Origin of the sequence: Microbispora sp. H10830 (assembly GCF_014161375.1) — a bacterium.
Taxonomy (GTDB): Bacteria; Actinomycetota; Actinomycetes; order Streptosporangiales; family Streptosporangiaceae; genus Microbispora; species Microbispora catharanthi.
Map to the genome: position 1 here is coordinate 56217 of NZ_JABBWX010000029.1, position 17617 is coordinate 73833.

Genomic DNA, 17617 nt, shown 5'->3' on the forward strand with positions numbered 1-17617 from the left:
ACAGCGGGTTCCATGCCCTCAGCAGATCACCCGGACCTCGCAGGCGGCTCCGGACGAAAGCCACCGGCCCAGGGGACCTTCGGCCCCGGCGGAGAGGCGTGGCGAGAAGACCGTCGAAATCACGCCTCCGGCCCGTACGCGCGACTCGCAGCGCGGATCCGCGCCGTCACCCTGGCTGTCCGCCTCACGGCCGGCCGCCGGGAGTGGACCCCGTCCGAGAACCTCGGGACCAGGGTCCCTGCCGAGAGGGGAGGATGCCTCTGGGAATGTGTCCGGTGCCGGCCGACGCTGGGAGCATGGTTCGAACCGTCACCGAGGCATGTGACGTCCTCCTGCGTGACGGCGGGGTGGCGCACATCCGCCTGTTGCGGTCAGCCGACCGGGAAGCCCTGCACGCGCTGATCACCAGATCCTCCCCGCACTCGGCGTACCTGCGGTTCTTCACCGGCGGCACCGCCTCGGCCCACGCGTACATGGACCGGATCACCGGCCCCGGCTACGGCGGGCACGCCCTGGTCGCTCTGGTCGGCGGCCTCATGGTCGGGGTGGCGGAATACATCCCCGACGGGCCGGCGGCCGAGGTGGGGATCCTGCTGGATGACGTGGTGCACGGCCACGGGCTCGGCACGCTCCTGCTCGAGCACATCGCACTGGACGCGGCGGACGCGGGTATCGAGCACCTGGTCGCCACCGTCCTGCCCGAGAACCGGGCGATGCTGCGCGTCCTGAATGATCTCGGCCTACCCGTGGACAAGCGGTACGAGCAGGGGCAGGTCGAGGTCCGCATCGCCACGCGCCCCACCGAGAGCCTGGTGGCCGAGATCGAGGCCCGGGCGCACGAAGCGGAGCGCAGCTCCCTCGCACACGTGTTCACCCCACGCTCGGTGGCCGTGATCGGGGCCAGCCGTGATCCGGCCCGCGTGGGGCATCGAGTGCTGCGCAACCTGGTCGACGGAGGCTTCCCCGGGCCGGTCTACCCCGTCAATCCCCGAGCCGCCGAGGTGTGCGGCCTGGCCGCCCATCCCGACCTCGCCTCCCTGCCCGGGCAGGCTGAGCTGGCCGTGATCGCCGTCCCGGCCTCCGCCGTGCTCGGCGTCGCTCGCGAGTGTGCCCGTCACCAGGTGCGCGCCCTGGTCGTCCTGACCGGCGGCTTCGCCGAAGCCGGGGGCCGCGAGGCGGAATGGGAACTGCTGCGCGTCTGCCGTGAGGCGGGCATGCGGTTGATCGGACCTGACTGCCTCGGCGTCGTGAACACCGCGGCCCGCCTGCACGCCGCCTTCCTGCCCGGACGTCCACCCGCAGGACCACTGGGGCTGATGTCGCAGTCGGACGCGGTGGCCGCTGCCGTCATCGAGCGGACCGGGCAACTGGGCCTCGGCGTCTCCTCCTTCGCCTCCGTCGGGAACAAGGCGGATGTCAGCGGCAACGACCTGCTCGAATACTGGGAAGACGATCCCGCCACCGGCGTCATCGCCCTGTATCTCGAATCGTTCGGCAATCCGCGCAGATTCGCCCGGATAGCCCGCAGGATCAGCACCCGTAAACCGATCATCGTGGTGAAGAGCGGACGCAGCGCCTCGGGCAGCCGGGCCGTCCGCTCGCGCACCGCCGCCGCGGCGACCCCCGATGTCGCCGTCGACGCCCTGTTACGCGCGTGCGGCGTGATCAGGGAGGACAGCGTCCAGGACCTGCTCGACACCGCCCGGCTGCTGGCCTTCCAACCGCTGCCGGACGGCCCTCGGGTGGCGATCGTGGGCAACTCCGGAGGTCCGCAGGCGATGACCGCGGACGCCTGTGAGCGGCTCGGCCTGGTCGTGCCGGACCTGTCCCCCGCCACCGTGGAGGCGCTTCGCTCCCGGCTCCACCCGGCCGCCGCCGTCGGCAACCCCGTCGACCTCACCGCCGAGGCCGGCGCCGCCGACTTCGCCTTCGCGATCGCGACCGCCCTGGCCGATCCGGGCGTCGACGCCGTGCTGACTGTCTACACACCGCCGTTCGGCGCGGGTCTCGACGCGACCCGGGAGGCGATCGCGACCGCCACCAGGAGCGCGGTGAAACCCGTGCTCGCGTGCCTGGCCGGGCATGACGAGCTCATCGACGGCAGGGTCCCCGCATACGCCTTCCCGGAGCAGGCCGTGCACGCCCTCGCCCGGGCGGCCGGCCATGCCGCCTGGCGCGCCCGGCTGGCGGCCCCTGCCGAGGACGTTCCGGGAATCGACCTCGCCGCCGCCCGGCGGATCGTCGCCGCCGACCTCGCCGCTCATCCCCAGGGACGATGGCTGGACGAAGACACGACGGCCCGCCTGCTGTCGGCGTACGCCATCCGCGCGGCGCGATCCGTCACCGCCCGCCTCGGTCCCGCCATGGCGGGCGAGGGGGTCGAGATGATCCTTGGAGGCGTCGCGCATGAGGCGTTCGGGCCACTGATCATGGTAGGGCTCGGCGGTGTCGCGACCGAGCTGCTCGCCGACCGCGCCTTCCGGGTGCCGCCGATCGACAGGGCCGAGGCCGCCCGCATGATCGCGGAGCTGCGTAGCGCACCGCTCCTGCACGGCTACCGCGGACGGCCTGAGACCGATGTCGCGGCGCTGGAGGACCAGATCGTCCGCGTCGGCCGTCTCATGGACGATCTTCCCGAGATCGCTGAGCTTGATCTCAACCCTGTCATCGTGACGGCGGACGGAGCAGTGGCCGTGGAGGCTCGCGTACGGCTCGCGCCGGCGCCGCCGCTCCCCTCACCCTTCCGGCGTCGCCTCCGCTAGGCGTGGAGAGCCGACCCGTCAGGCCGAAGCGGACCCGACTGACCGTGCCGGGGCTTGATTTTTCCGGGCCGGCCGCAGCCGGCGGCTGAACGGCGTGGACCGGCGATGCACCCGGCGGTGGGGCGGCAGGTGTCGCTCGCGTGGGGCAGGCACGGCGCGGAAGCGCCGTTTGACGGCCTCCACGAGAGCCAGATAGACGATCAGCACGACGGCGATGGTGCCGAGAATCGCCGGTGGGATGGGTGCCAGCCCCAGGTCGGGTGCGAAGGGCGCATACGGCAGGGCGAGTCCGGCCGCCACCACGGACCCCACGGCGATCGCGAGGGCCGCGGCGGGTCGGCTCCGCCAGAACGGCGTACGGCGGGTCCTGACAATGAAGATCACCAAGGTCTGGGTGGCGAGGGACTCCACGAACCAGGACGCGCGAAACAGCGGCGCCTCGGTGTGGAACACCCGCAGCAGCAGCGCGAACATGGCGAGGTCGAACACCGAGCTGAGCGGTCCGAAGACCAGCATGAACCGGCGGATCAGCCCGAGGTCGAAGCGCGCGGGCCGGGCGAGTTGCTCGCGGTCGACGGCGTCGGCCGGGATGGCGAGCTGGCTGGCGTCGTACAGCAGGTTGTTGAGCAGCACCTGGCTCGGCAGCATCGGCAGAAACGGAAGCACCGCCGAGGCGGCCGCGGCGGAGAACATGTTGCCGACGTTGCTGGCCGTCCCCATCAGGAGGTACTTGATGGTGTTGGCGAAGATGCGCCGGCCTTCGACGATACCGTCGGCGAGCACGCCCAGGTCCTTCTCCAGCAGCACGACGTCGGCCGCGTCCCTGGCGACGTCGGCCCCGGTGTCGACGGAGATGCCGACGTCCGCGCGGTGCAGGGCGAGCGCGTCGTTGACGCCGTCGCCGAGGTAGGCGACGTCCAGGCCGCCGCTTCGCTGGATGCTCACGATCCTGGCCTTCTGTTCGGGGCTCACCCGCGCGAACACCGTGGTCGCCGGCAGGGCATCGGTCAGAGCGGCGTCGTCGAGACGCTCGATCTCCTCACCGGTCAGCACTCCGGAGACGGGCAGGCCGATCTTCTCGCACAAGCCGGTGGCGACGGCGGGGTGGTCACCGGTGAGGATCTTCACGGTGACTCCGAGCGCGGCCAGGCGTTGGAGCGCCTGCTCCACACCGGGTTTGGGCGGGTCGCTGAACACCAGGAACCCGGCCAGGTCCAGGTCGGACTCCACCAGTTCGCGGGCTCCCGGACGTACCGCGACAGCGACCAGGCGGGCGCCCTCGGCGAACAGCCGCTCGGCGAGCGCGCGGGACTCCTCCGGCACGGTCCGGCACCGGGCCAGCACCGCTTCCGGGGCTCCCTTGACGATGGTCAGCGTGTCGCCGGCGGGGTCCTCGACCAGTACGGATGCCATGCGCCGCTCGTGGTCGAAGGGTTTGGCGTCGAGCTGCCGGTAGCCCTCCGGCGTCCACTCCCCCGCGACGACATCGGTGCCGTGGAGGGCGTCGTGGAGGGCTTCGTGGAGGGCGTCGTCGAGCGGCCCGGAGCCGGGCGGGTCCGCGCACAGCACCCCGAGACGGAACGGGCCGGCGGTATCGCCGCGGTCGGGAGTCCCGTCGGGACGCAGAGCCTGGCGCAGGGCGATCTTGGCTTGGGTCAGCGTCCCGGTCTTGTCGGTGAACAGCACCTCGACGTCGCCGAGGTCCTCGATGGCGACCAGGCGTTTCACGAGCACTTTCAGCCTGGTGAGCCGGCGGGACCCGGTGGCGAGGCCGGTGGTGACGACCGCGGGCAGCAGCTGCGGAGTGACGCCGACCGCGATGGCGAGTGAGAACAGCATGGCGTCGAGCAGTGGGCGGCCCAAGACCAGGTTCGTGACGAACACCCCGGCCGTCAGCGCCGCGGCGACCCACACCAGCAGCCCGGAGAACCTGCGCAGCCCGATCTGGAAGGCCGTCTCCGCATGCCGTTCACCCAGGCCCGCGGCGATCGCGCCGAAGGCCGTACGGGCGCCGGTTCGGGACACGGTCCCGGTGGCGGTTCCCGCGGTGACGACCGTGCCCATCAGCGCCGTGTCGCCTGCCTTCCTGCGGACCGGCAACGACTCCCCGGTGAGCACAGACTCGTCGCACTCGATGTCCCGGGCCTCGGTCAGCTCGATGTCGGCGGGGACCACGGTGCCGAGCTTCAGCTGGACCACGTCGCCGGGAACCAGGTCGGTCACGTCGCGCTCGACCAGCGCGCCGCCGCGCAGCACGCGCGCCCGGCTGCGCATGTGCTCGTGCAGCGCTTCCACCGCACGCTCGGCGCGGTATTCGTTGGCGAAGCCCAGCCCGACGCTCAAGGCGACGATCACACCGATCACCACCGCGTCGGTCCGCTCCCCGACGAAGAACGACACGGTGGCGGCGGCCAGCAGCAGTATCAGCAGCGGGCTGCGGAGCTGCCGGGCCAGCACCGCGAACGGGCGCGCCCGGTGGCTGCGCACCGCGTTGAAGCCGACCCGTGACCGGATGGCCGCGGCTTGCTCGTCGGTAAGCCCTGTCACGGCCGGTTCTGTCACAGTTGGTCCTTCCTCATTCGCCGGCCGGAACGCACCAGGTCGCAGGCCGGCACCGAAAGCGCGGCGGCGCCCAGTGCCATCGCCCAGCCCGCGGGTGGCAGAGGCACCAGCGCGAGCGGCGCGCCCAGCGCCGGAATCACCGTCACGGAGATCTGCAGCGCCGCGGTGGCGGTCACCGCGACGAGTACCGAACGGCTCCGCCACCAGCCGCGCTCGAAGGTCCGGCGGCGGGCCCGGACGACGTAGGCGAGGGTCAGACGGGCGAAGACCAGTGCGAGTACGGCCTGGCTGCGGACCTGTTCCTGGCTCCAGCCGAGGCGGCGGGCGACCTCGACGGCCGCGAAGACGAGCGCGCCGACGGCCACCGCGCGCAGCGCGATCCGGGTCAGGACCGGCCAGGAGAGCAGGCCGCCGGTGGGGCGCAGTGCCAGCGGGTCGCCGGCGGGCCGGTCGACGCCGAGCGCGATGGCGGGGATGCCGTCCAGCACCAGGTTGATCCACAGCAGCTGCACGGGAAGCAGCGGCACGACCAGATCCGGCCAGGCGATCAGGCCGGTGAGGACGATCAGGATCTCCGCGAGGTTGCCGATGAGCAGGTATCCGACCATCGAGGCCACGTTGTGGCGCAGGCGGCGTCCTTCGCGTACCCCTGCGACGATGGTGCCGAGGTCGCCGTTGGTGACGACGACGGAGGCCGCCTCCCGAGCCACGTCCGTTCCCTCCTCTCCGGCCATGGCCACCCCCACGTCGGCGTTGCGCAGCGCCGGGGCGTCGTTCACGCCGTCGCCGGTCATCGCCACGACCTGGCCGTCCTCGCGCAGGGCGCGTACCAGGTCGAGCTTGGTGCCGGGGTCGACGCGGGCCAGCACGGCCGCCTCGCGCAGCCGGGCGAACCGCTTCGAACGATCGCCGGCCGCACCTCCGAGGGTCTGGAGCGCGGCGCCGGTCACGACGGGGTCGGTGTCGATGCCCACCTCCCCGGCGATGGCGCGGGCGGTGTCGGCGTGGTCGCCGGTCACCATCACCACGCGGATGCCGGCGGCGCGGCAGTCCGCCACCGCCCGCGCCGCCGAGGGGCGGATCTCGTCACTGAGCGCGACGAGGCCCAGTGGACGCAGCCCTGCGGCGTCCAGGTCGTCGGTGTGCCTGTCGGCGAGCGTGAGCACCCGCAGGCCCCGGTCCGCCAGACCGGACACCGCTCGCACCAGCAGTTCGGTCTCCGGGCCGGGAACGCACCGGGCGAGCACCGCCTCCGGGGCACCCTTGACCGTCAGCAGAGGCCCGCCCCCGGCCGTTGTGGTGATCACGGCCATCGACCTCGTCTCGGCGTCGAACGGCCGGGCGGCCAGGCGTTCCTCGTCGGGCGGCGGCCTCATCCCGTGCCGCTCGGCGGCCACGGCGAGGGCGACGTCGACCGCGTCCCCCAGCCCGTCGCGGGCGTCGTTGCAGCGCAGCGCGGCACGCCACAGGTCGCTTTCGGACACCGCCACCTGGTCCGTCACGGTCAGGTGCCCGGTGGTCAGCGTGCCCGTTTTGTCCGTGGCGATGACGGTGGTCGCGCCGAGCGCCTCGATGGCCGGCAGCCGCCGGACGATCACGCCGAGCGCCGCCATGCGCTGTGAGCCGAGCGCCAGTGCCGTGGTCACGGCGGCGGCCAGGCTTTCCGGCACGGCGGCGATGGCCAGCGCCACCCCGGCCAGGATGATGTCGAGGAGCGTGGCCTCGCCCCGCTCGACCCGGGTGAGTCCGATGAGGATCATCACGGCGCCCGCCATGACGGCGACCAGGCCGATCCGCCGCGACACCTGTGCGAGTTCCACCGCCAGCGGGCCCTTGACGCCGCCGCCCAGCGCGGAGGCGATGCGCCCCATCTCGGTGCGGGCACCGGTGCGGGTCACTTCGGCCACTCCCGAACCCCGGACGACGAGCGTCCCTGCGAACAACTCGTCACGGCGATCGGCGAGCGTGCCGCCGGGTCCGTCCGCTCGCGCGGCCCGTTTGTCGGACGACAGCGACTCCCCGGTGAGCATGGACTCGTCCACCCCAAGGGCGTTCGCCTGCGACAGCCGCGCGTCCGCGGGGACGCGGTCTCCGGCCGCGACCTGCACGACATCGCCCGGTACGACCTCGGCGGCGGGAATCCTCCGTACGACGCCGTCGCGGACGACCTTGGCCATGGGCGCGGTGAGGGTGCGCAACGCTCGTACGGCCTGGTCGGCCTTCGTCTCCTGGCTCACCCCGATGACCACGTTGACCAGGAGAATGGTCAAGATCGCCGCTCCCTCGGGAACCTCGCCGAGGACGAGCAGGGTGACCAGTCCGGCGATCAGCAGCAGGATCGACATCGGGTCGGCGAGCTGGCGGGCAGCCCGGACGGGCAGGCGTGGCGGCCTCGGCTGCGGGAACTCGTTCGGCCCGTATTCGGCCAGCCGCTCCGATGCCGCCGCCGCGCTCAGTCCGGCCGGCTCTCGCACGCTGATCTCCATGCCCTCAAGCAGATCATTCGGACGTATGGGAAGGCCGCAGGCCAAAGCCATCCCGTCGGAGGACCTTCGGCCCACGCGGCCGCGTCAGGCGGGCCAGGACGGCGTGGCAGGCGATGGTGATCACCGCGATCGGTGGAAGCACCGCCCATGCGGGTTCGTCGCCGCGGGCCTGCGCGACGAAGGGCGTGACCATGATCGGCAGCCCGGTCAGTGCGAGGAAGGCCAGCAGGCCGGGCGCGGTCGTGTACGGCCACGGCCGTCCTCGGAGGAGCAGCACTCCGGTGACGAATGCGGCGGGCAGGAAGAACGACAGGTCGAGTACGTGCACCGGGCTGGACGGCAGGGCCAGCTCGCTCACGCTCTGAGGGAGGCGGCCGGCCAGGATCGCGGGCACGATGTCCTTCAGCCACAGCAGCGTGAACAGCGTGGCCACGATGATGAGCAACCACCCCGCCGGCCGCCGCGACGTCTGGCCGAACCAGGCGGCGACCGCTCGCGCGTCGAGTGCCGCCAGGCCGCCGATGAGGGAGAACGCGGACAGCCCGAGGACGGCGACCCAGACCAGGAACAGCGGACCGACATGGACCGACAGCGTGTAGACGACGTAGTTGTAGGTCGTGAAGGCCACGGCGCCGAGCCACGTCAGGTACGCGCGGAGCGAGCCACGGAGAGCGAGAAGGACGAGGACGGCGATCGCCGGGGAGACCACGACGAGATCGACGGCGTCCTGGGCTGTCGCCTGGTCGACGAAGGCGCTCGTCTCCCTGCCGTAGACGCCTTCCAGATCGAACAGCGCGTAGATGTTGCCCGCGGCGGCCAGGAGCGCTGCCGTGACCGACAGCCGCAGCCAGATGACGGCCCGGCCGGGCCATGCCGCCGAGGCGGCAGGGGCGGGCCGGGAATCGAGGGTGGTCATGACCGTCTCACAGCTCGAAGACCAGCCGGGCGGGGATCCGGCCGGCGAGGATGTCCTCGAAGGACTGGTTGATGTCGTCCAGTTTGCGGGTCTCGTACTTCACCGTCGTGCGGCCGGCGGCGTGCAGGCGGAAGACCTCCGCCAGGTCGGCGCGGGTGCCGACGATGGACCCGATCACGCTGATGCCGCCCAGCACCGTCTCGAAGACAGGCAGGGACATCGCGTTGTCCCGGGGCAGCGAGACCAGCACCAGGCGTCCACCACGACGCAGTGACGCGTGCGCCTGCTGCAGGACGCGCGGGTCGGCCGCCAGGACGACGGCCACGTCGGCACCGCCGAGGTCGCGAATCGCTCGCACCGGGTCGTCGGCCGCGGCGTTCACGACGTGAGTGGCGCCGAGTTCACCGGCGAGGAGGAGCTTTTCGCCCGTCACGTCGACCGCGACGGTCTCGGCGCCGAAGATCTGCGCGTATTGCTGCGCGAGATGTCCCAGTCCGCCGATGCCGAAGATCGCCGCACGCTCGGCCGGACGGAGCCCCGAGACCTTGACCGCCTTGTACGTGGTGACCCCGGCGCAGGTCAGAGGAGCGGCGTCGAACGAGCTCACGGCTTCGGGCACGGGGACCACATGGCTGGCGTAAGCAGCGACGTATTCGGCGTGGCAGCCGTTCAGGCTGTAGCCCGTGTTCAGCTGGGACTCGCAGAGCGTCTCCCGCCCGCTCACGCAGTAGTCGCACACGCCGCACGCGTAGCCCAGCCACGGGACCGCGACCCGCTCCCCGACGGCCCGGCCGGTGACGCCGGCGCCGACCTGCTCGATCACGCCGATGCCCTCGTGGCCCGGCGTGAACGGCAGAGCCGGCTTGACCGGCCAGTCCCCGCGGGCGGCGTGGATGTCGGTGTGGCACAGCCCGCCGGCCTCGACACGCACCAGCACCTGGCCGGGCCGCGGCTCCGGCACCGGAATGTCGCGGATCTCGATCGGGCCGTCGAACCGGGTGACCACCGCTGCACGCATTGCCTTCTCCTTTCACCGGGCTTTCAGCGCCCTCCCGCGGCGCCTGCGCGGGCGGAGGCCGGACGGGCCACCGCACCGCGGCGAGGACGCCCGCGGCCGCGGACACAGGCGGGATGGAAAGACGTTTCATCACGGCGTGTACCGCCGCGAGCCTCGTCGGCTGCTTCGGCCGTCACCCGGCCATGCGGGCGGCCATCTCGACGAGCCGGTTGGCGTAACCCCACTCGTTGTCGTACCAGCCGAAGACCTTGACCAGTTCGCCGTCCGCCTGGGTGAGCGCGGAGTCGAACACGCAGGAGGCGGGGTCGCCCACGATGTCGCGGGACACGATCGGGTCGGTGCTGTAGCGCAGCACGCCCTTCAGTTCCCGGTCGGCGGCGCCGGCGAAGGCCCGGTTGACCTCCTGCGCCCCCGCAGGGCGGGACAGCACCACGGCGAGGTCGGTGAGCGACCCGTCCTCGACCGGTACGCGCAGCGCGACGCCGTCCAGCCGGCCCGCGAGCTCGGGCAGCACCTCGCCGACCATACGGGCGGCCCCGGTCGTGGTCGGGACGATGTTCACGGCGGCCGAGCGGGCCCTGCGAGGGTCCTTGTGCGGGGCGTCCAGCAGCCGCTGGTCGGCGGTATACGCGTGCACGGTCGTCATGAAGCCGCGGACGACGCCGAAGTTCTCGTGCAGCACCTTCACCATCGGGGCCACGCAGTTGGTGGTACAGGAGGCCATCGAGACGATCTCGTGGCGGCGGGGGTCGTAGGCCGCGTCGTTGACACCGGGGACGATCGTGACGTCCACGCTCTTGCCGGGCGCGGAGATGAGCACACGGCGGGCGCCGCCCTTGAGGTGGCGGGCCGCGTCGTCCCGCGTGCGGAACCTGCCGGTGGCCTCGATGACCAGGTCGGCGCCATAGGCGGCCCAGTCGACGTGCGCCGGATCGCTGTGCGCGGTGACCGGGATGCTGCGGCCGTCCACGTCGATGGAGGAGGCGCTCGCGGTCACCGGCACGCCGAGGGGGCCGTGCGTGGAGTCGAACCTGAGCAGGTGGGCGAGGGTCGCCGCGTCCGCGAGGTCGTTGATCGCGACAACCTCGACGCCCATGGGCAGTGCGCGGCGCAGCACGGCCCTGCCGATCCTGCCGAACCCGTTGATGCCGATCCTCATGGTGATCCTCCTCAAGCTGACTGTGCCGCCATCGTCCGTTCCGGCGCGGAACGGACGTAGAGGCGTAAGTGCCGGAAGACAGAGGCGCAACAGCCCCCCTCGCGAAGGCCTTCCGCCTCTCCGCCTCCGCCGGGTCGCGGCGATGGGATGCGGGAGGTGTCACGAGGAGGAAGAGATGCGTGTGAAGGTCGCCCAGGTCATGGCCCGCGACGTCCCCGCGGTGGAGGGGGGCACGCCGTTCAAGACCGTCGCCCAGGTGCTGATCGCCGCGGACCTGGGCGCCGTGCCCGTGGTCGACGCCGACGACCGGGTCATCGGCGTCGTCACGGACGCGGACCTGCTGCTCAAGGAGGAGTTCAAGGATCAGTACGCCCACGAGGGCTACCGGCCGCCGCTGCGCGCCCGGCTGCGGCGCCTGTTCGGCCGGACGGGGCACGGATGGCGCGAGAAGTCGCGCGGTGACACGGCCGCCGAGCTGATGACCTCCCCGGCCGTGACGATCGGCCCGGGAACGGCGGTGGTGTTCGCGATCCGGCTCATGGACGAGCACGGCGTCACGCATCTGCCGGTCGTCGGGGAGGACGGCACGCTCGAGGGCATGGTCGGCCGGCACGACCTGCTGCGGGTCTTCACCCGGCCGGACGCCGACATCGCCCGCGAGATCACGATCGACACGTTCGGCCGTTCCCTGTTCCGCGACCTGGCCGGGGTGACCGTGACGGTCGACCAGGGCGTCGTGACGCTGACCGGTCGCCTGCACTGGCGAAGCGACGCGCTGACGGCCGCCCGGCTGGCGCGCGGCGTCAACGGTGTGGTGGACGTGATCGACCACCTGGAGTGGGAGGAGGACGACACCCATACCTGGCGCCACCGCTGACAGGGTTCCCGTCCGGCGCCGGCGGCGTCGCGGCTCAACCGGCCCAGGCGGGCGTGTGCCCCCGCGACTCACGGTGCCCGGAGCCATCAGACGGATCCATGAGCCGGTCGGGTCGGTGTGCAGCGCCGAAGGCCCCACCGCGAGGGGACTCACGACCCGCGGGCGGCCGGTGTTTCGAGGACCTTCGGGTGGGACGTCCTGCCCTGCCGGAGAGGAAGCGGCGGGTGTGTGCTTGGTGCGTCGTCATCGAGACAAGGAGGTCACGATGAACCTCACGGAGCGGAGCCAGGGCCGGTTCCCCTTCCCTGAACTGCTGGAGCTGCTGGAGAGCCCGGTCTACGGGTTCCGGCCGTTCGGCCAGATCATCAGGGTGGAGGACTTCGTCGCGGACGGCCGGTACGTGCTGCGGGCGGAGCTTCCCGGCATCGACCCCGACAAGGACCTCGAGGTCACCGTGGGCCACGGGATTCTCCACATCCGGGCCGAGAAGATCAAGGAGGTCAAGGACGCCAAGGAGCCGCGCCGCTCCGAGATCGCCTACGGCGCGTTCTCCCGCTCGGTCACGCTTCCCCCGACGGCCAAGGCCGAGGACGTGACGGCCGTCTACAGGGACGGAGTCCTGGAGATCACGGTCGGTCTGGAGGAGGAGAACAAGACCGCGGGCCGCAGGATCCTCGTCCAGCACTGACCGCGAGACAGGCCCTCGCGACCACCGGAGGGCGGACGAGACGGGCGGGGGGCCGGCCGGGCCCCCCGCCCGTCCCCTTCCACCGCGCGGATGACTTTGGTCCCCGTGATCGGTGACCTCCGCTCGCGGAGGCGGGCGGCGGCAGGGACGACAGTGGAGGCGGAACCGAGGAAGGGGACAGGCGATGACGGTCACGGAGGTCAGGACACAGGGTCCCGCGCAGGCGACCGCGCATGAGGCGTGGCGCGGTTTCCGCGGCACGACCTGGCGCAGGTCGGTGGACGTGCGCGACTTCATCCAGGCCAACTACACGCCGTACGAGGGAGACGAGTCGTTCCTGGCGGGGCCGACCGACCGGACCCGCGCGGTGTGGGCGGAGGTGTCGAGCCTGTTCGGCGAGGAGCGCCGGCGTGGGGTGTACGACGTGGACCCCGCCACGCCCTCCTCGATCACCTCGCACCGTCCCGGCTACATCGACTCCGGCCGTGAGCTCATCGTCGGCCTGCAGACCGACGCCCCGCTGAAGCGGGCGATCATGCCGGCGGGCGGGCTGCGGATGGTCGAGAACGGCCTGGCGGCGTACGGCTACACGCTCGACCCGAAGGTGCGGGAAATCTTCACCAAGTACCGCAAGACGCACAACGACGGCGTCTTCGACGCCTACACGCCCGAGATCCGGGCGGCCCGCCGCGCGGGGATAATCACCGGCCTGCCCGACGCGTACGGCCGCGGCCGCATCATCGGGGACTACCGGCGCGTCGCGCTGTACGGCGTGGACCGGCTGATCGAGGCCAAGCGGGCCGAACTGCGCTCGCTCGATGGTAACTTCTCCACCGACGCGGTGATCCGCGACCGGGAGGAACTGGCCGAGCAGATCCGCGCGCTGGACGAGCTGAAGCAGATGGCCGCCTCCTACGGCTACGACATCTCCGGCCCGGCCGGCACCGCGCGCGAGGCCATCCAGTGGATGTACTTCGCCTACCTCGCCGCCGTCAAGGAGCAGAACGGCGCGGCGATGTCCCTCGGCCGCACCTCGACCTTCGTGGACGTCTACCTCCAGCGGGACCTCGCCGAGGGACGGCTCACCGAACAGCAGGCGCAGGAGCTCGTCGACGACTTCGTCATCAAGCTGCGCATCGTCCGCTTCCTGCGCACCCCCGAGTATGACCAGCTGTTCTCCGGCGATCCGACCTGGGTGACCGAGTCGATCGGCGGCATCGGCGCCGACGGCAGGCCGCTGGTCACCCGCACCAGCTACCGCTACCTGCAGACGCTGCGCAACCTCGGCCCCGCTCCGGAGCCGAACCTCACGGTGTTCTGGTCGCCGCGGCTGCCCGAGCCGTTCAAGCGCTTCTGCGCGGCCCTGTCCATCGAGACCAGCTCGATCCAGTACGAGAGCGACGAGCTGATGCGGCCGGCGTACGGCGACGACACCGCCATCGCCTGCTGCGTCTCGGCCGCTCCCGTGGGGAAGCAGATGCAGTTCTTCGGCGCCCGGGTCAACCTCGCCAAGGCCCTGCTGTACGCGATCAACGGCGGCCGGGACGAGATGACCGGCGAGCAGGTCGGCCCGGCCTACCCGCCGCTGACCGGCGACGTGCTCGACTACGACCAGGTCGCGGCGGCGTTCGACCGGATGATGGACTGGCTGGCCAAGACGTACGTGAACGCGCTGAACGTCATCCACTACATGCACGACAAGTACGCCTACGAGCGCATCGAGATGGCGCTGCACGACTACCCCGTCAAGCGCACGCTCGCCTGCGGCATCGCGGGCCTGTCGGTGGCCGCCGACAGCCTGTCTGCCATCAGGCACGCGACCGTCCGGGTGATCCGCGACGCGACCGGGCTGGCCGTGGACTACGTGGTCGAGGGCGACTACCCGGCGTACGGCAACAACGACGACCGCGCCGACGCCATCGCGGTGGATCTGGTGCGGTCGTTCATGGACAAGATCCGCCGCCACCCGTCCTACCGGGGCGCCGAGCACACCCAGTCGGTGCTCACCATCACCTCCAACGTCGTGTACGGCACGCACACCGGCAACACCCCCGACGGGCGCAGGGCCGGCACGCCGTTCGCCCCCGGCGCCAACCCGATGAACGGCCGCGACCGGCACGGCCTGGTCGCCTCGGCGCTGTCGGTGGCCAAACTCCCCTACGACCAAGCGCGGGACGGCATCTCTCTGACCAGCACCGTCACCCCCGACGGGCTGGGCCGCACGGCCGACGACCGGGTCGCCGACCTGGTGGGCGTGCTCGACGGCTACTTCGACGCGGGCGGCTTCCACATGAACGTCAACGTGCTCGACCGCGCCACCCTGATCGACGCGATGGACCACCCCGAGAAGTACCCCCAGCTCACGATCCGGGTCTCCGGCTATGCCGTGAACTTCGTCCGGCTCACCCGCGAGCAGCAGCAGGACGTGATCGACCGCACCTTCCACGGACGGCTGTGATGTGCGACAGGCTCCTTGGCGACTCCACCGCCCGGCTCCGCCAGGACGCCGCCGCCGAGCTCCGCGCTTCGGAGCCGGCGGCGGGCGGCGGCGTCATCGAGTCGTGGGACCTGTCGGTCGGGGTGGACGGTCCCGGCACCCGCTTCGTGGTGTTCACCTGCGGCTGCCCGCTGCGCTGCCTGTACTGCCACAATCCCGAGACCTGGCGGATGCGCGACGGCCGCCGCGTCACGGTGGACGAGGTCATGAGCGAGGTGGACCGCTACCGGCGGTTCATCTCGGTGGCCGGCGGCGGGGTGACGGTCAGCGGTGGGGAGCCGCTGCTGCAGCCCCGATTCACCGGCGAGCTGCTGCGCCGCTGCCACGACAGCGGCCTGCACACCGCGCTGGACACCTCGGGCTTTCTCGGCGACCGAGCGAGCGACGCGCTGCTGGCCGACACCGACCTCGTCCTGCTCGACATCAAGTCATGGGACCCGCGGGGCTACCGGCGGCTGACCGGGGCGAGCCTGGACCCGACCCTGCGCTTCGCCCGCCGCCTCGCCGACCTCGGCCGCCCGGTCTGGGTGCGGTTCGTCCTGGTCCCCGGCCACACCGACGCCGAGGAGAACGTGGACGGCCTGGCCCGATTCGTCGCGACACTCGGCAACGTCGAACGGGTCGACGTCCTGCCCTTCCACCGCATGGCCGCCGGCAAGTACGCCCGCCTCGGGCTGGCCTTCCCCCTGGCCGATGTCAGGCCCCCGGACCGTGCCCTGCTGGAGCGCGTGCACGCCCAGTTCGCCGCGCACGGCGTCACCAGCGTCTGACTCGTGCCGCGGGCCATGCGGTCACCACCAGCAGGGCCCCCGCGGCGGCGACACTTCCCGTGACAACGGGGTCGTAGTGCGACCCGTGGTCGGGGAAGAGGGACCAGCCGACGTTGGAGGCGGCATGGCAGGCGACCGCGGCGAGCACGCTCGCGCTGCGCAGGTACAGCCAGACGATGACGACCCGCAGCGCCACCGTGTACAGGCACTGGCCCGCTATCCACACGGGGCCGTGGCCGGCCTGGGCGTAGGGGACGAGGTGCCAGACCGCCCATGTCACCCCCAGGATGAGGCCGGCGGCCGGCAGGCTCCAGCGGGTGCACAGCGGGTCGGTGGCGTACGCCGTCCATCCCGCCTCCTCGCAGGCGGCCGCGACGAGGAACACTTGAGCCGCGCGGACCACCCTAATCGTGATCCGCGCGGCGTTTCACCACTTCTGTCACATCCGAGATCTCGCAGGCGTCTCTACTGGTCGGTGGTGGAAGGGCGCACGACGGCGACGGGGCAGCCCGCGTGGTGCAGGACGGCCCGGCTCACCGAACCGAGCACCACCGAGCCGATGGCACCGTGTCCGCGGGACCCGACCACGAGGAGATCGGCCTTCTCGGCGGCCTCGACGAGTACGGGAACGGGGTGTGCGCACACAGCGCGGATCTCGGCGTCCACGTCGGGGTAACGCTCCCGGTAGGTCGCCACCACAGTGGCCACGTGCTCCTCCTGGGCCTGCCGCACCTCGTCGACGTCGTAGGTGATCTCGGCTGCGTACGCGTGCACCGGAAGTTGCCAGGCGTACAGGCCGAGCAGGCGGCTGCCACGCAGCCGCGCCTCCTCGAACGCGTACGTCAGCGCGGCCTCCGCCTCGTCGGAGCCGTCGACGCCGACCACGATCAGACCGTGGGGCGCCGACGATTCAGGCCGCACCACCACAAGGGGGACGGGGACCTGGCCGGCGAGGTGTGTGCTGACCGAGCCGAGCAGCATCCCTGCGAACCCGCCATGGCCTCTGCTGCCGATGACGATCTCCGCACCGTCGGCGGCCTCCCGGCGCAGTACCTTGACCGGCTCGCCCTCCGGCAGAGCGGTGGTGACGCGGAGCGCGGGGTGGGTCTCCCGGACGGCTTGTTCGGCTTCCTCCAGGACGCGTCGTCCCGCCCGGATCAGTTGATCATCGCTGGGGACGACGGGGTAACGGGTCAGCTCGTACGGCAGGCGGTCGACGGCGTGCACGATGCGCAGCGGCAGGCCCTTGCGGGCGGCGTCGCCGGCGGCCCACTCCACCGCGGCGACCGCCGCGGGCGAGCCGTCAGTGGCGACGATGACTGGCTTGATCATGACTCCTCCTCGTTTCCGCCCCCATTCGACCGCCTCTGTCGGCGGGGGTGCAGGGCCGCTGGTCACCGCCGCAGGGGACCTTCCGCCCGGCTCGCTCACCAGGTGCGCGTCGTGATCGGCTCCGTGGGCCATGCGCGGCGTGATTTCGCTGTGCGCTTGGACCGAAAGTCCCACGATCACGGGACTTCGAGACGACCGGAGCGTGCCGTACGGCTCCTGCGGCACGGCCGGTGATCGCGGTTTCCTTGAGGTGTCACAAGAGAGCAAAGACGTTGAAAGGGGCCGGTCATGGCCACCACCCAAGGGCGCAACCAGAGGAACGACCGCCTCCACGACGCCGCTCCCGCCGCGGTCACCGTCCCCGCCCCCCGCACACACGGCGAGACCATCCCCGCCGCCACCACCGGCCCGGCCCGGTACGCCTGGGCCGCCGCCCGCATCGCCATCGGCTGGGTGTTCCTGTGGGCCTTCCTGGACAAACTGTTCGGCTGGGGCTTCGCCACCCCCACCGCCAAGGCCTGGATCAACGGCGGCAGCCCCACCACCGGCT

12 protein-coding genes and 1 pseudogene are annotated in these 17617 nt (G+C 71.8%); 6 read left to right on the forward strand and 7 right to left on the reverse strand.

The genetic code is table 11. The features are described from left to right. Positions 1 to 296 precede the first annotated feature (296 nt). Positions 297 to 2762 (forward strand): GNAT family N-acetyltransferase, encoded by a 2466-nt coding sequence (locus tag HHX35_RS40720; protein ID WP_182903937.1) that lies wholly within the window; start codon positions 297 to 299, stop codon positions 2760 to 2762. 18 nt (positions 2763 to 2780) lie between these two features. Here the strand turns inward: HHX35_RS40720 and mgtA are convergent, their stop codons facing one another. The 5 genes from mgtA to gap all read right to left on the reverse strand — a co-directional run bounded on the left by mgtA (position 2781) and on the right by gap (position 10909). Further along, positions 2781 to 5324: a magnesium-translocating P-type ATPase gene (gene mgtA / locus HHX35_RS40725; RefSeq protein WP_310739646.1), complete on the reverse strand. Its 2544-nt coding sequence runs from the start codon at positions 5322 to 5324 to the stop codon at positions 2781 to 2783. After that, entirely contained in the window at positions 5321 to 7798 is a 2478-nt protein-coding gene (locus tag HHX35_RS40730) for a cation-transporting P-type ATPase (RefSeq protein ID WP_310739647.1), read from the reverse strand. Before HHX35_RS40730 ends, mgtA begins: the two co-directional genes overlap by 4 nt. A gap of 25 nt (positions 7799 to 7823) precedes the next feature. Then, a complete protein-coding gene (locus HHX35_RS40735; protein WP_182903939.1) occupies positions 7824 to 8726 on the reverse strand; it encodes a hypothetical protein in 903 nt (300 codons plus the stop codon). A gap of 7 nt (positions 8727 to 8733) precedes the next feature. Beyond that, positions 8734 to 9744: a zinc-dependent alcohol dehydrogenase gene (locus HHX35_RS40740; RefSeq protein ID WP_182903940.1), complete on the reverse strand. Its 1011-nt coding sequence runs from the start codon at positions 9742 to 9744 to the stop codon at positions 8734 to 8736. Positions 9745 to 9916: 172 nt separating this feature from the next. Beyond that, positions 9917 to 10909, reverse strand: coding sequence for a type I glyceraldehyde-3-phosphate dehydrogenase (gene gap, locus HHX35_RS40745; protein ID WP_182903955.1), 993 nt, complete (start codon positions 10907 to 10909; stop codon positions 9917 to 9919). Between the two features lie 169 nt (positions 10910 to 11078). Between gap and HHX35_RS40750 the strand changes: the two genes are divergently transcribed. The 4 genes from HHX35_RS40750 to pflA all read left to right on the forward strand — a co-directional run bounded on the left by HHX35_RS40750 (position 11079) and on the right by pflA (position 15735). Further along, the gene (locus HHX35_RS40750) at positions 11079 to 11780 is read left to right on the forward strand and encodes a CBS domain-containing protein (RefSeq protein ID WP_182903941.1); all 702 of its coding nucleotides are present in this window, start codon (positions 11079 to 11081) and stop codon (positions 11778 to 11780) included. A gap of 265 nt (positions 11781 to 12045) precedes the next feature. After that, on the forward strand, positions 12046 to 12468 hold the full coding sequence (locus HHX35_RS40755; protein ID WP_182903942.1) for an Hsp20/alpha crystallin family protein: 423 nt from the start codon (positions 12046 to 12048) through the stop codon (positions 12466 to 12468). Between the two features lie 184 nt (positions 12469 to 12652). Continuing rightward, positions 12653 to 14926 carry a formate C-acetyltransferase gene (pflB, locus tag HHX35_RS40760; RefSeq protein WP_182903943.1) on the forward strand — a complete coding sequence of 758 codons (2274 nt, stop codon included), beginning with the start codon at positions 12653 to 12655 and terminating at the stop codon, positions 14924 to 14926. Continuing rightward, positions 14926 to 15735: a pyruvate formate-lyase-activating protein gene (gene pflA / locus HHX35_RS40765; RefSeq protein ID WP_182903944.1), complete on the forward strand. Its 810-nt coding sequence runs from the start codon at positions 14926 to 14928 to the stop codon at positions 15733 to 15735. Before pflB ends, pflA begins: the two co-directional genes overlap by 1 nt. Here pflA and HHX35_RS40770 read toward each other — a convergent pair. After that, complete coding sequence (locus HHX35_RS40770) at positions 15722 to 16138, reverse strand: CPBP family intramembrane glutamic endopeptidase (protein ID WP_182903945.1); 417 nt, start codon at positions 16136 to 16138, stop codon at positions 15722 to 15724. The two genes, pflA and HHX35_RS40770, sit on opposite strands and share 14 nt — an antisense overlap. Before the next feature lie 62 nt (positions 16139 to 16200). Continuing rightward, complete coding sequence (locus tag HHX35_RS40775) at positions 16201 to 17067, reverse strand: universal stress protein (RefSeq protein WP_182903946.1); 867 nt, start codon at positions 17065 to 17067, stop codon at positions 16201 to 16203. A gap of 288 nt (positions 17068 to 17355) precedes the next feature. On the opposite strand from HHX35_RS40775, the pseudogene HHX35_RS40780 reads away from it, so the two are divergent. Beyond that, positions 17356 to 17617 (forward strand): annotated as a pseudogene (locus tag HHX35_RS40780) (hypothetical protein); the annotation flags it as partial.

Bases quoted from the DNA above. Each gene is read 5' to 3' on its own strand.
- pflB (WP_182903943.1), top strand. From the start codon at position 12,653: ATGACGGTCACGGAGGTCAGGACACAGGGTCCCGCGCAGGCGACCGCG.
- HHX35_RS40755 (WP_182903942.1), top strand. From the start codon at position 12,046: ATGAACCTCACGGAGCGGAGCCAGGGCCGGTTCCCCTTCCCTGAACTG.
- HHX35_RS40775 (WP_182903946.1), bottom strand. From the start codon at position 17,067: ATGATCAAGCCAGTCATCGTCGCCACTGACGGCTCGCCCGCGGCGGTC.
- pflA (WP_182903944.1), top strand. From the start codon at position 14,926: ATGTGCGACAGGCTCCTTGGCGACTCCACCGCCCGGCTCCGCCAGGAC.
- HHX35_RS40720 (WP_182903937.1), top strand. From the start codon at position 297: ATGGTTCGAACCGTCACCGAGGCATGTGACGTCCTCCTGCGTGACGGC.
- HHX35_RS40750 (WP_182903941.1), top strand. From the start codon at position 11,079: ATGCGTGTGAAGGTCGCCCAGGTCATGGCCCGCGACGTCCCCGCGGTG.
- HHX35_RS40735 (WP_182903939.1), bottom strand. From the start codon at position 8,726: ATGACCACCCTCGATTCCCGGCCCGCCCCTGCCGCCTCGGCGGCATGG.
- HHX35_RS40740 (WP_182903940.1), bottom strand. From the start codon at position 9,744: ATGCGTGCAGCGGTGGTCACCCGGTTCGACGGCCCGATCGAGATCCGC.